The organism is Pseudomonas sp. W22_MBD1_FP4 (genome assembly GCF_052113765.1).
GTDB classification, from domain to species: Bacteria; Pseudomonadota; Gammaproteobacteria; order Pseudomonadales; family Pseudomonadaceae; genus Aquipseudomonas; species Aquipseudomonas sivasensis.
In genome coordinates this window covers 1-12,967 of the sequence record NZ_JBGQOI010000012.1, presented here as the reverse complement: position 1 = coordinate 12,967, position 12,967 = coordinate 1, and the positions used below count along the sequence as shown (strand labels likewise).

The window sequence follows — 12,967 nt, the reverse complement described above, 5'->3', positions numbered from 1 at the left end:
ACGTCACCGCTTAACAATCGAATGAAGTCTAACGCCATTTGATAAAAGAAGATTCTTCCCATTTTTCCCTTGTGGTTCAAAGGCCACAAGGCAGTCGCCAATTACGCAGCCGAAGTGACGCAGATCGCTCACCAGTGAGCAGACTTTCCTTCCGCCAGTAGTGCTATCGTCTACGACCAAGCCAACCATGCCTGGCCTTAGATCGAATCCATAATCAATTTTCGATAGGGCACTTAGTGTGGGGTCGTCCACTCGGTACTTTTCCTCGTGACAATCGTGCAATACCAGTGGTTTTTGCAAGATTTTAGCAAACTCATAAGCGATAAATGGCGAGCCACTCTTCGGGCATGCTACGAAGTCGAAAGAGTCAGCACTAAACTCAGAGATATTATTTTTCAAATATGTGCTTAGGCATCTAGCAATCAATACTGCCTCTTTCGGGTCACACGAGGCGGACATCAAATCGGCGAAGTCCTTAATTTTAAAGTCAGAAATGCGGCCAACTTTAAAGTCTCCTTTCCTCAAGTGTTTGGCTATAATTTTTTTTACTTCGGAAGCAATGTCGGAATTTCCATCAAAATATGAAGCAAGCTTCGATCGAAATCGTAATTTTTTTTGTTCGGAAAAGTCTACTCCCATATCTTTTAGAATGTCTTTAAGCTCCCTGACTCTATTTCGTAGCAAAAACCTCGACAAAGCCTGAGGTAAAAAACCACTCCACTCTAGGAGAGTCAGAATTCCCCCTAGCGCAAGTATCGCAAGTACGGCTGCAGAAAAGAACGCGCCTGAAAATGTATTTAGTCCTGAAAGCACGTCACTCATAGCGTTCACTTATATGTTTTCCAGCTCGCCAAGACTTTCTTAAAAAAATCTTCATCAACACCTGCATCACTTATTACGGAATCAACCGCTTTCTTTCTCAGGTCCGGAGGAAAATACATTGCGTCACTAAGAGAGCCCTCAATAGCCTTCACTATAGAAAAAGCCGCTTCTAAGTCAGATACGGCATGCCCACTCAAGCTCCGCGACCTGGTATCAAATACAACCAAATCAACTCTCTGAGATTGAATCATTGAGTAATAATGGTATTCAGTATTTTTCTGGTCGTAAGAAACGGAGTCAAACCCTAAAGAGCCGAGCAGCGCTACAATTAAGTTCTGGGGGTCAGAGAATGAGGAAATTGCTGTAGGGAAGTCTTTCCCTTCAATCTCATTGATTCTGTCTTTTACATATATAATTTCGTTGTTTGCGTTCATTCGGACCTCCAGAAATTAATGGCTTCGACACTGTTATTATAACAGATATACTTTTTCGCACGAAAGAAGTTTAAAATGTATTCCATGTCATTGCTAGCGCACACATAGAGTCCAGTTGAAGGAATTGGCGCCTTAATCAAATCTGGCCTACTGTTGGATGATGTAAAATTAAATATGTCGCCGACAACTACAGAGCAGCCAGTGCGATCTATCACATTGGCGAATAAATCCAAATCATTTATTGTAACGCTATCTAGTACAGGCTTAATGTAAATGCAAACCTTTAAGCCGTTCGACAGCAGTTCGGTTATTTCTCTGAATCTATCTTGGGGTTTTGATGTTCCTTTTTCATAGGTGCGCCACTGAGATATTGTTGAGCATGATATAAATAGAGATAGCTGCCCGCTCCACTGTATTAACGGAAAAATATCTGCTAGCTGAGTAGTGCGCACCGAGCGTTTGGTCGCGAACTGTATCGGATTTAAAAAATCAAGTGCTGCTTTTATAAAATCTTTTGTGACGGCGATATTAGCGGAACTCCAGCACTCTGAGTAGCATCCAATAGAGATGACTGTCCCTTCCTTACCTTTTCTAAAACCCGGGAAAGCAAGCAGACATTCAATCAGAAACTCAGCACTTTTGGGACTTATGGTTTTTTTTCCAATATCTAGACCTTGTGTTCCTAAATAACAATAGGAGCAGTTAGAGTCACACCCTAAAGTAGGGTTTATGAAGATGCGGTCCTTAGTGCCTGAGATGTAACTAGCCATTCACTCCCCCTATGCCACTATCTTTAATGGGGGGGCAACCCGCCTTCTCCAAGTTTATATTCATCCCTAAAACGGAAAGAACAACTAAAACCAATCCCATCCTGACTGTTTCTTTACCAGCTTCTAGGTCAACAATAAACCGCACTCCCACACCCGCAGTGTCTGCCAGCTGACGCTGCGTCATATGCAAAGCTTTTCGCGACGTTGCCACAGTGCTACCAATTAAGGCACAAGAACCGACGAAAGCCATGATGAATGTCCAAAAACAATTTGGTTAGCTATTTCTACCTATTGTACATTTTTTCCCGATCGGGAAATTAACATTAGCTTACGACTCAGCTTTTCTGGTGAAGAATGGCAGTCAGGGGAGGTGCCTGAGCCATAAATTCAGTGTGGTGAACCAGACCTGTACCAGGTCTTTTGAAATGCCGATTCCCGCAGAATCCGTCGCCATTAGCGCCAGCAGGCCCAAACGGGATGAGCTCCCCAACGCAGACCAGGAGCGGGGTACCGATGTCTCCGCTCTGTCCTGTCGCAGCGGACGACCGGGAGCCGATGATCACTTGGCGCTCAATGGCATCTCCGTCTTTCGGGGTCTCTGCTTAGGCACGGCAGGGCGGGACACGCCAGTGGGCTTCGCTCCATGGTTAGTGCAAGGGGGGATATCTGCCGTTGGAGCAAGGGAGGTGATGGTCCTTGGTCTTCGCGCAGTTGCATAGCCATCCTCCAAAAATTGCCAATCTCTTCCCCACGTCATCCCGCCACGAATGTTGAGTGTTATCAGGGATCGAGGCCCCTGCGACCTGTGAGGGTTGTCCACTAACGCGGGACTGGCGGCTCTTTACGACCGGGAGCTTGGGCATCTCATGATCTGGCCTCCTGAACACCTCCGAAGAGGTGGGCGGGTGGGGGCTGCGCTGGCTGACGAGACCAACGCCGCGAGAACCTGAGTCGGGTGAAGGCAGTGATGCTATGACCGGGGCATGCCTGACTGTCAGTCAGGTGCAGTCCATTCCCTGGGCTGCGGCACCATCATCTGCATCGCTGTTGCTGGTGACTTCGGTGTTTGTCACGCCGATTGTCACGAGGGGGAATGCCGCAAAGCCTTTTACGAGTTGGGCTGCAGCAGCGGTAGGAGCGCCCGTCTCTTTCCGGGAGAAAGAGACGGGCGCAGGTTGGCGCAACGAAATGGCCAAGCGAATAGGTTGCTGCAGGGCAGCTATGAAAGAGGATGAGTTGCCGCAGTGGGCTCACTGGTAAAAGTAGGCGTCCATCACGTCGCTGTGACCGTGCGAGCCGCCGGACGCTAATCGCACTTTGGGAGAACCACCACGGTGTGGCGTAGCCTTAAAGGTTCTGGCTACCTGGGGTGCTGTCAACGACAGCGCTTTGCCCGATCTTTTCTACGCCTGTGGATAATTCGGGTCAAGGCTCGAATTTTTGGGAGTTCTGCGGCTGTGGATGAAATTATCCACCGGTGGAAATCTGTGGTTTTCCACAGACAGTTGCCCGGGCTTTAGATTTTTTAAGTGAGGTCCATCCAAGCAGGGCGGTTTTGCAGCCCTGTTTGGATGGACCCGCGTGGACAAGCGGATCACTGAGATATGAAGACCGAGCGTTTACTCGGTTACGCCACGTTTTGCTTTTAGGCGAGTGACGTTCGCTCCGGTCTGGTTCGCGAATTCGTGTGGAGTGACACGCTCTTGCCGGTTGGCCTCCAGGTACCGGCTCCACCAGTTCATGATCAGCCTGCGCTCCTCGATGAACTCAGCCTTGTGAATGTAAGCGGCGCGGACGTTGTTGCGTTCCTTGTGGCTCATTTGCCTTTCAATGGCGGTCTCGGACCACAGTCCTGACTCGATCAGTGCGCTACAGGCCATCGAACGAAACCCATGCCCGCAGATATCGATTTTGGTGTTGTATCCCATCGTCCGTAGCGCGTTGTTCACGGTATTTTCGGACATGGGTTTCCAGGGTTTGGCATCACCTGCGAAGACCAATGCGAATTTACCCGTGAGTGCATGGATTTTTTCGAGTAGTGCCACTGCTTGCGGTGATAAGGGTACTAAATGGATATCCCCTGCCATCTTCGTACCCCTTGTGGAAAAGGGTACTCCCTCCAACGCGGGTCGAGTGTCCGGTATCTCCCAGTGCCGCGCTTGAGGTCGAACTCGCTCCAGCGTGCGAAACGCAGCTCGCTGGAGCGTACAAACACATGCAGCGACAGCATCACCGTCAGACGGGTAAGTGCCCGGCCTTTATAGGTGTCGATCCGCTCTTGCAGCTCCGGCAGTCGCGATAAGGGTAGAGCGGGGCGATGTACCACCCGCGGGGCTTTGATCGAGCCTTCGAGATCGTAAGCAGGGTTTATGGTGATAAGCCGAAGGCGCTTTGCCTCGCGCATGATGCTCTGCAGGTAGTTTTGTACCCTTAAAGCAACGTCGATCGTTCCGCGCTTCTTGATCGCTTCCAAGGGCTGCATAAGGTCATGGGTGTCGAGATCAACAATGGCGCGTGCGCCAATCAGCGGGAATACGTGGGTTTTGAGGCGGCTCATCACAGTCTTGGAGTGGCCTGGTGCCCACTTGGCCGACATTTCCGTGTGCCAGTCCAGCGCAACGCTTTCAAAGGTTCTGCCTTTGATCACGGCTTCCGCCTTGGCTTGGTGCTTGGTCTGTATGGGATCAATGCCATCCGCCAGCATTCGCTTGACCTCCAAGCGCTTGCGACGCGCATCGGCGAGGCCGATGACGGGGTAGTTGCCGAACGAGGTCAGTCCTTCCCGTCCGTCAGGTTTGACGTAACGGAGCCGCCAGCCTTTGCGGCCATTGGGTTGGACTAGGAGGAGGTAGAGGCCATCGCCGTCGAAAAGCTTGTAGGCGCGGTATGTAGGTTTTGCCAAGCGGCAAGCTGCGTCGGAGAGCGGAGCCGTGGTGTGCGCTTTAAGAACACTCCCTCTTTATCTAACTACCTCACCCCTAAAATCGCTGGTATCCATAAGGTTTTGGCGGAGTCCACGGAACGCCAAAACGAAAAAACCCGCCAGAAGGCGGGTTTTTCGGGGATTCCAGAGATTTTGAAAGCCTTCTCTGGAACCTTGTATGGTGCCGGCACCAGGAGTCGAACCCGGGACCTACTGATTACAAGTCAGTTGCTCTACCAACTGAGCTATACCGGCGTGTTAGGGCGACGATTATAGCGACTGAAAAGGTTCTGTAAACCCCTGAAATCTGACTATTTTTGCGAAAACCCAAGTTTTCGCAAATCTCCCCACATTTCTGCGCGTCACCCGCCAAGAATCAACGCTCGTGCATTGCCTCTGCACGGGATTTGATGATCGGTTTGAGCAGGTAGCTCAGGATGCTCTTCTTGCCGGTGATGATGTCCACCGACGCCACCATGCCGGGGATGATCAGCAAGGGCTTCTCATCGGTGCCCAGGTGGCTGCGGTCGGTGCGCAGTTTGATGATGTAAAAGGTGTTTTTCTTCTCTTCATCCATCACGGTGTCGGCACCGATGGTTTCGAGTTTGCCTTTGAGGCCGCCGTAGATGGTGTAGTCGTAGGCGGTGAATTTGATCATGGCTTCCTGGCCGGGGTGCAGGAAGGCGATGTCTTGTGGGCGGATTTTCGCTTCGACCAGGAGAGTGTCGTCCAGTGGGACGACTTCGGCCATGTCGCTGCCGGGCTGGATCACGCCGCCGACGGTGTTGACCAGCATCTGCTTGACGATACCGCGCACGGGCGAGGTGACCATGGTGCGGCTGACGCGGTCTTCCAGGCCTTTGGACGTTGCCTGAGCCTTGCTCAGGTTGGTGCGGGCTTCGTTCAGCTGGGCCAGGGCTTCGCTGCGGAATTTGCCGCGTGTTTCGTCGACCTTGCGCTGCACTTCGTTGATCGCCGCTTGGGCGCGGGGGATGGCCAGGGTGGTGCCGTCGAGCATGCCGCGGGTTTCAACTTCCGAGCGTTTGAGGCGCAGCACTTCTACCGGGGAGATTGCGCCTTGCTGTACCAGTGGCTCGGACATGCCGATCTCCTGGCGCAGCAGGTTCAGGCTGTTGCGGTATTGCTCCTGCTTGGAGCTGAATTCGCGCAGCTCTTGCTGGCGTTGCAGCAGTTGCTGTTGCAGCCCGCCAATCTCATCGGCCAGTTGTTGGCGGCGGCTAAGGTACAGCGACTCTTCGTTCGAGGCCTGGTTAGGCACGGCTTTGCGTGCGGCATCGGTGATGTTCAGCGGGCGGTTATCGACTTCCGCGCTGAGACGCTCCACGCGCAGTTCCATGGCCACGCGGTCGGCTTCGGTTTCGCCGACGTTGGAGGCAAATCGGGTGTCATCCAAGCGAATCAGCGGCGCGCCGGCTTCGACGATCTGGCCTTCGTGCACGTAAATCTGGGCAACGATGCCGCCCTCCAGGTTCTGGATCTTCTGGATGCGCGACGAGGGGATCGCCTTGCCTTCGCCCTTGGTCACTTCGTCGATGATCGCGAAGTGTGCCCACAGCAGCAGGAACACGAAGAAGCCGATCACGGCCCAGATGGTCAGGCGCACGATGCGTGGTGCGTCGTCGATCAGCGCCTTTTCGACTTCGGGCAGTGGTTGATCATCGAGCGAGTCGCTGCCCTTGAAGTAGCGGAAGATGACGTCTTTCCAACGGCCTGGGCCGGACTTAAGCAACACTGATCTGCCCCTTTTTCAGCGCTTCCATAACGGCCGCTTTTGGACCGTCTGCGAGGATCTGGCCACGGTCGATCACCAGCAGGCGATCTACCAGGCTCAACAGCGAAGCACGGTGGGTGACGAGAATCACCGTCTTGTTTTCGATCACCGACTGCAAGCGCTGTTTGAGGCGCTCTTCACCGGTGTTGTCCATAGCGCTGGTGGGTTCGTCCAGCAGCAGAATCGGCGGGTTCAGCAGCAGCGCACGGGCCAGGGCAACGTTCTGGCGTTGACCGCCGGAGAGGTTCTGCCCACGCTCGCCCACTTGCAGCTCGTAACCTTGTGGGTGCAGCCTGGCGAACTCATGCACGCCGGCGAGTTCTGCGGCTTGCAGCACCATCTCATCGTCCACGTAGCGCGCGCCCGAGACCAGGTTGTCACGCAAGGTGCCGGCCAGCAGTTGGATGTCCTGGGCGACGTAGCCGATGTTGTGGCGCAATTCGCTGACGTCGATCTGGCGGATGTCTACGCCGTCCACCAGCAACGAGCCGGAGTCCGGCTGATACAGGCCGACCAGCAGCTTGGCCAGCGAGCTTTTGCCCGAGCCGCTGCGGCCGATGATGCCGATTTTCTCGCCGGGACGAACATTCAGGTTGATCCCGCGCAGAGCCAGGGTTTGCTGGTTCGGGTAGGTAAAGTCGACCTCGCGGAACGTCATCGCGCCTTGCAGGGTTTTGCGGCTAAGCGGGCGTTCGTCGAAGTTGCGTTCCTGCGGCAGTTCCATCATCTGGTCCACCGAGACCATCGTCACCTTGGCTTGCTGGTAGCGCGTCAGCAGGCCCGACAGCTGGGCCAAGGGGCCAAGCGCACGGCCGCTGAGCATGTAGCACGCCACCAGGCCGCCCATGCTGAGGGTGCCATCGATGATTTGGTACACGCCGAAGATAATCATCGCCACGCCCGCCACTTGCTGGATCAGCAAAGTGATGTTCATCGCCAGGCCGGACAGCACTTTGACTCGCAGTTCCAGGCGGCTGAGGGTGCCAATGGTTTGTTCCCACTGGTACTGACGTTCGCTTTCGGCGTTGTTGACCTTTACCGCGTCCAGCCCGGCGAGGGTCTCGATCAGGCTCGATTGACGCTCGGCACCCAGGGCCATGGTGCGCTCAAGTGTTGCCGTGAGCGGTTTTTGCAGGAAGTGGCCGATGCCCAGGGCGAGTGGGAAGGCGACGATGGGAATCCACACCAAGTGGCCCCCCAACAGCGCGATCACGCCGAGGATGATCAGGGTAAAGGGCAAGTCGATCAGGCTGGCAAGGGTCAGGGAGGTGAGGAAGTCGCGCATCCCCTGAAACTCGTGGATGTTGGAGGCGTAGCTGCCGACGCGCGCCGGGCGCATTTTCATCGACATACCCACGATGCGCTCGAACAGCGTCGCGGAAATGATCAGGTCGGTTTTCTTGCCCGCCAGGTCCAGGCACAGACTGCGCATGCTCTTGAGCAACAGGTCGAACAGGTAGGCGCCACAAATACCGATGGCCAGCACCCACAGGGTGGCGGTGGCCTGGTTCGGCACCACGCGGTCGTACACGTTCATGACAAACAACGGCGCAGCCAGGGCAATCAGGTTGATCACCAGGCTTGCGGCGATAGCGTCGGCGTACAGCCAGCGGGAGCGTTTGAGGGTGTCTTTGAACCACGAACGTGCGCGGGGGATCAGCGTGCCGCTGGTGACGTCAAATTTATGCTGCGGTTGGGCGAAGAAAACCCGACCGCTGTAATCCTGAGTCAGCGCCTCACGGGTGACCTGGACTTCGCCGCCGTCGCTTTCGCTGAGCAGCAGGCGGGCGGTATCACCCTCCCATCCCAACAGCACCGCACTGCGTCCTTCCTTTAATAGCAACAAGGCCGGCAATGCGATGGACGGGATCTGCTCCAGCTTGCGCTGCAGCAAACGCCCCTGCAAACCCGCCCGGGCTGCTGCGCGCGGCAGCAAATCCGGGCTCAGGCGCTGCCCCGCTAAGGGCAGGCCGGTGGTCAGCATGGCCCGACTGGCAGGCTTGTAATGCAGCGAACAGAGAGCCAACAACCCATCTAGCAATGGGTCGTCATGCTGAGCGCGCGGGTCATGGTGAAGTGGCGCCAAACCTATTTCGGAATCCAAGCTGACTCTCTCTTAAACGGTTGTGTGGTCCAACGCCGTCAAGAATCAGTTCATCCCTGGCAGGTTTACCGACGGTTTAATATCGTTTTGCACAACTGATGCCATCGGAGCGACTACGCCCTGACTTCTCAGCAATTGGCCCATGTCGGCCTTAATACGGTACTGGGTGTAAACGTAGAGGCTTTTGATCTGCGCCAAACGTTGCTGAGCGGTGAACAGTTCGTTCTCGCTGTCGAGCAAGTCGAGCAGTGTACGCTCACCGAGGCTGAACTGCTGCTGGTACGAGGTGCGCACTTTGGTGCTGCGGTCGACGTACTGCTGCGCGATCGGCACTTGCTGGCTGGCGTTGTTGTAAGCGTTCCACGCCAGGCCCAATTCTTCGTTCAACTGACGCAAGGCGTTGTTGCGGATATCCAGCGCCTGGGTGGCCTGGGAAGCCTTGGACTGCAGGCTGGCCTTGTCGCTGCCGCCGTTATACAGGTTGAACTGCATGTTCAGCATCGCGGAGTAGCCATTGTCATGGCCCTCTTCGCCGCCGATGTTGTTGTTGGCCGAGCGTTGCAGCACTGCATCAAAGCGCGGGTAGAAGGTCGACTTGGCGGCTTCGTACTGCTTTTCGGCAGCGGCGATGTCCGATTCGGCCGAGCGCAGCACCGGGCTGTCAGCAATCATCTGGCGGCGCGCGTCTTCCAGGCTGGCTGGCAGCAGGGTCACCACGCCCAGTGGGCGTTCCAGTTGGTCGGGCTCTTTGCCGACAACGCTGAGGTAGTTGGTGTTGGCGTCAGCGAGGTTGGTCTGCTCGGTGATCAGGTTATTTTGCGCCTGAGCCAGTCGGGCTTCAGCCTGGTCCATGTCCGCCATTCTTCCGACGCCACGGCTGGTGCGCAGTTTGATCTGGTCAAAAATGCGTTCGTGGCTCTTCAGATTGTCTTCTGCCAACTGCACCATCTCGCGACGGGTCAAGACATCCAGATAAACCTGAGCAACGGTCAGTGCAGTGCGCTCGGAAGTATTGAGCAGCGCATACCCACGGGAATTGGCGGTGGCTTGTTGGCGGCCGACTTCATTGATGGTGCCAAAGCCCTGGAACAAATTTTGTTGCAGGCGGATGGTCGATTCGCCGCGGTTCAGGGTTTTCCAATCGTGGCTGTTGCTGGCGGCGCGGGTCGAGGTGTTGTCCGAGCTTTCACGGCCATAGCCGCCCAGCAGGTCGACTTTAGGCAGGTAACCGCCCTGCGCCTCTCTGACCTGATAGTCAGCAGCAATGCGCGCATTGATTGCGGCCTGGATCTCCGGGTGGTTTTTCACGGCATCTTGCATGGCTTCGGGCAGGGTCTGAGCCTGGACGAAACTGGCGGCTAGAGCAAAAGGCACAGCTTTAAGAAGGTGCAAACGCATTCTGATGTTTCCCCGGGGATTGGTTGCCTGAAAAACCGCAACAAACTTGGAATATTGCATTGGAGTGGCAACTCGAAATGCCCGTTTTTCTAGGGCGCCGGAGGGCGCAAACAGAAAGTCGCGAGGCCGTTTAAATATCAATGTGACATTACTGGGCGGATTGTTTAGGATGACGCCCAATAGGTCAATACCTTGACGGAAAAGTAATTCTCCTGACGGAACAACAAAATATTGACGCCAAATTTCTTACTTAGAAACTACGTACTCCAGCTATTGAATCGGCACCCATGAGACGGCCGGTCACCTTGATGGATACCCCCTGACGGTAATACACGGAGAGTCTTTTATGAGCAGCGTTGCGGTCGTCAAAAGCATTGTCGGTCAAGTGTTCGCAGTTTCCCCGGAAGGGATTCGCCGCCTGCTTGTAGAAGGGGATCGCCTGTTTGCAGGGGAGCAGGTCGATACCGGTGCTTCGGGTGCCGTGTCGCTGGAACTGGCCGACGGCCGCGTCATCGACCTGGGTCGCGACACTCAGTGGAGCGCGAACGCTCCTGACTCGGTCACCGACCTCAGTGCTGCCACTGCTCAAGCTGCACCGTCCGTTGCCGAACTGCAGCAAGCCATCGCTGCCGGCGCTGACCCTACCCAAGACCTCGAAGCCACCGCTGCCGGCCCGACCTCCGCAGGCGCAGACGGCGCCGCGGGTGGCGGTCACAGTTTTGTTGTGCTGGAAGCCACAGCAGGCGTGGTTGACCCCACCATTGGTTACCCAACGACCGGCTTGAATGCCGGTGACGCCGTAGGCACGACCCAAACCGGTGCCGACAACAACGGCGTAGATCCGCGCAACGTCACCATTACCCTGACCGCCACGCCGAGCATCACCGAAGCCGGTGGCGTAGTCGTTTACACCGTATTCATCACCCAGGCACCGACCAGCGACCTGACCGTCACCTTGTCCAACGGCCTCTCCGTTGTGATCGCCGCGGGCCAGACCTCGGGCGTGCTGAACGTCACTTTCGCCGGTAATGACACGCCTTACCTGGACGCCTCGTCGATCTCCGCCACCATCGCCGGGACCTCCGGCGGCGGCAACCTGATCATCACCACCGACCCGGCGCCAGCAGTCACGCAGATCGCTGACACCATCGACACCACCACCGTCACCCTGACCGCGACCCCGTCGGTGAATGAAGGCGGCCAGATTGTCTACACCGCGACGGTGACCAACGCGGCGCAGACCGACGTTGTGATCAAACTGTCCAACGACCTGACCATCACCATTGAGGCCGGTAAAACCACCGGCACGGTCACTGCCGATACGCCTGCCAACCTGGCTGATGGCAAGAACCTGGCCGTCAGCGTCACGATCACCGAAGCGACTGGCGGTAACTACGAAAACCTTGCAATCAATCCTGAGCCGGCCACTTCCACTGTGGTCGCTGTGGATGATCCAAGCGTGTTGGTCGCCGATACCAACACTATCGTCGAAGATAGCGTCGCGACCGGCAATGTGCTGAGCAACGACAGCGACATCGATAACCAGTTGGCTGTCGCTACCTTCAAAGTGGGCAACACGACCTACAACGCCGGCCAGACTGCCGACATCCAAGGCATTGGTTCCATCACCATCGGTGCTGATGGCGCATACGTGTTTACCCCGGTCAAGGATTACAGCGGCGAAGTGCCGCAGATCGAATACACCACCAACACCGGTTCCAGCAGCACGCTGACGATCACAATCACACCGGTCAACGATGCGCCGCTGATCGACGTGACGGGCACGACCCTGGTCGAAAACACCGCAGTCGCGGGCACTGTGGCGGGCACGTTTGTTATCAGCGATGCAGAAACACCGGCTGGCCAACTGACCGTCACGTTTACGGGTGACAACAACAAGGATGGCTACTACGCCATCGTCGACAACACCGTTGTGCTGACGCAGAAGGGCGCGGACTACGTCAACGCCGGCAACCAACTGCCGAAGATCGACCTGACGGTTACCGATCCCGAAGGCCTCAACTCCAACGCTGCTGGCCAGCCGACCGTGACCCTGGTCAACGATGTGCCCGTGATTGAAATCACGGCTAACACCATTGTTGAAGAAACGGCGGCGGCGGGCACCGTCGCTGGTACCTTCGTTGCCAAAGACGAAGAAACCCCGCGCGATGGTTTGACCATCAGCTTCACCGCTGGCAGCAACGCTGACGGCTACTACGCCATCTCCGGCAACAACGTAGTCCTTACCGAAAAAGGTGCTGACTTCGTTAACGCGGGTAACCAGCTGCCGAAGATCGACCTGACCGTCACTGACCCTGAAGGCCTGAATTCAACCGGTACCGGTCAACCGACCGTAACGCTGGTTAACGATGTTCCGGTGATTGCTGTCACGCCGACCACCATCGTCGAGAACACCGCTGAAGCAGGCACCGTCGCCGGTACCTTCGTCGCCAAAGACGAAGAAACTCCGCGCGAAAACCTGAACATCAGCTTCACCGCTGGCACCAACGCTGACGGTTACTACGCCATCTCCGGCAACAACGTTGTACTGACTGAAAAAGGTGCTGACTTCGTTAACGCTGGTAACCAGCTGCCGAAGATCGACCTGACCGTTACTGACGTTGAAGGCCTGAATTCCACTGGCACAGGTCAACCGACCGTGACCCTGGTTAACGACGTCCCAGTAATTGCTGTCACGCCGACTACCATCGTCGAGAACACCGC

At 55.8% G+C, this 12,967-nt stretch carries 8 protein-coding genes, 1 tRNA gene and 1 pseudogene; 1 reads left to right on the top strand and 9 read right to left on the bottom strand.

Features of this window, described 5'->3' with window-relative positions; translation table 11 throughout:
• Positions 1-3: 3 nt before the first annotated feature.
• The 9 genes and pseudogenes from ACEN2T_RS16335 to ACEN2T_RS16295 all read right to left on the bottom strand — a co-directional run bounded on the left by ACEN2T_RS16335 (position 4) and on the right by ACEN2T_RS16295 (position 10,243).
• Positions 4-822, bottom strand: a complete 819-nt coding sequence (locus ACEN2T_RS16335) for a hypothetical protein (protein WP_442117005.1) — start codon at positions 820-822, stop codon at positions 4-6.
• A gap of 5 nt (positions 823-827) precedes the next feature.
• The gene (locus ACEN2T_RS16330) at positions 828-1,256 is read right to left on the bottom strand and encodes a hypothetical protein (protein WP_116079701.1); all 429 of its coding nucleotides are present in this window, start codon (positions 1,254-1,256) and stop codon (positions 828-830) included.
• Positions 1,253-2,026 (bottom strand): hypothetical protein, encoded by a 774-nt coding sequence (locus ACEN2T_RS16325; protein ID WP_442117004.1) that lies wholly within the window; start codon positions 2,024-2,026, stop codon positions 1,253-1,255. The genes ACEN2T_RS16330 and ACEN2T_RS16325 overlap by 4 nt, the downstream gene beginning before the upstream one ends.
• The gene (locus ACEN2T_RS16320) at positions 2,019-2,276 is read right to left on the bottom strand and encodes a helix-turn-helix domain-containing protein (RefSeq protein WP_116079702.1); all 258 of its coding nucleotides are present in this window, start codon (positions 2,274-2,276) and stop codon (positions 2,019-2,021) included. Before ACEN2T_RS16320 ends, ACEN2T_RS16325 begins: the two co-directional genes overlap by 8 nt.
• Before the next feature lie 1,369 nt (positions 2,277-3,645).
• A pseudogene (locus tag ACEN2T_RS16315) lies at positions 3,646-4,928 on the bottom strand (tyrosine-type recombinase/integrase).
• A gap of 200 nt (positions 4,929-5,128) precedes the next feature.
• Positions 5,129-5,204: transfer RNA gene (locus ACEN2T_RS16310), tRNA-Thr, on the bottom strand.
• Between the two features lie 121 nt (positions 5,205-5,325).
• Positions 5,326-6,702 (bottom strand): HlyD family type I secretion periplasmic adaptor subunit, encoded by a 1,377-nt coding sequence (locus ACEN2T_RS16305; protein ID WP_032884988.1) that lies wholly within the window; start codon positions 6,700-6,702, stop codon positions 5,326-5,328.
• Positions 6,692-8,845, bottom strand: coding sequence for a type I secretion system permease/ATPase (locus tag ACEN2T_RS16300; RefSeq protein ID WP_032884989.1), 2,154 nt, complete (start codon positions 8,843-8,845; stop codon positions 6,692-6,694). Before ACEN2T_RS16300 ends, ACEN2T_RS16305 begins: the two co-directional genes overlap by 11 nt.
• Positions 8,846-8,890: 45 nt before the next feature.
• Complete coding sequence (locus ACEN2T_RS16295; RefSeq protein ID WP_032884990.1) at positions 8,891-10,243, bottom strand: TolC family outer membrane protein; 1,353 nt, start codon at positions 10,241-10,243, stop codon at positions 8,891-8,893.
• Positions 10,244-10,589: 346 nt separating this feature from the next.
• Between ACEN2T_RS16295 and ACEN2T_RS16290 the strand changes: the two genes are divergently transcribed.
• A partial coding sequence (locus ACEN2T_RS16290) for a retention module-containing protein (protein WP_442117003.1) occupies positions 10,590-12,967 on the top strand: 2,378 nt, incomplete at its 3' end.

Coding starts and splice junctions, on each gene's coding strand:
- ACEN2T_RS16335 (WP_442117005.1), bottom strand. CDS start 822: ATGAGTGACGTGCTTTCAGGACTAAATACATTTTCAGGCGCGTTCTTT.
- ACEN2T_RS16330 (WP_116079701.1), bottom strand. CDS start 1,256: ATGAACGCAAACAACGAAATTATATATGTAAAAGACAGAATCAATGAG.
- ACEN2T_RS16325 (WP_442117004.1), bottom strand. CDS start 2,026: ATGGCTAGTTACATCTCAGGCACTAAGGACCGCATCTTCATAAACCCT.
- ACEN2T_RS16320 (WP_116079702.1), bottom strand. CDS start 2,276: ATGGCTTTCGTCGGTTCTTGTGCCTTAATTGGTAGCACTGTGGCAACG.
- ACEN2T_RS16295 (WP_032884990.1), bottom strand. CDS start 10,243: ATGCGTTTGCACCTTCTTAAAGCTGTGCCTTTTGCTCTAGCCGCCAGT.